General features: G+C 67.7%; 1 protein-coding gene. It reads left to right on the top strand.

Annotation, left to right across the window (positions count from 1 at the left end; all coding sequences use genetic code 11):
* A partial coding sequence (locus ACLEJW_RS23270) for a contractile injection system protein, VgrG/Pvc8 family (RefSeq protein WP_440778336.1) occupies nt 1-297 on the top strand: 297 nt, incomplete at both ends.

Below are 297 nucleotides of genomic sequence, written 5' to 3'. Positions count from 1 at the left end.
GCCGACCAGCTGCAGGCCCTGCGCGCCCACGGCGTCGAGCGCATTGGCCGCACCCCGCGCTTCACCCTCGACGTGCTGGTGCAGGACACCGAGTACGACCCGGAAAAACTCATCGGCCAGCCCGTCAGCCTCGCCCTGCTCTGCGACGATGGCAGCCAGGCTCAACGCCATGGCCTGGTCGAAAGCGTGCGTTACCTGGGCAGCGACGGCGGCCTGCACGACTGGCAGCTGGTCTTTGCGCCCTGGTTCAGCCTGCTCGAGTACCGCAGCGACTGCCGTATCTGGCAGGACAAGACT

The organism is Pseudomonas sp. SMSB3 (genome assembly GCF_052041965.1).
In the GTDB taxonomy this organism is placed as follows: Bacteria; Pseudomonadota; Gammaproteobacteria; order Pseudomonadales; family Pseudomonadaceae; genus Aquipseudomonas.
The sequence above is the reverse complement of the archived record's forward strand: the minus strand, read 5'-3'. Positions and strand labels throughout refer to the sequence as shown.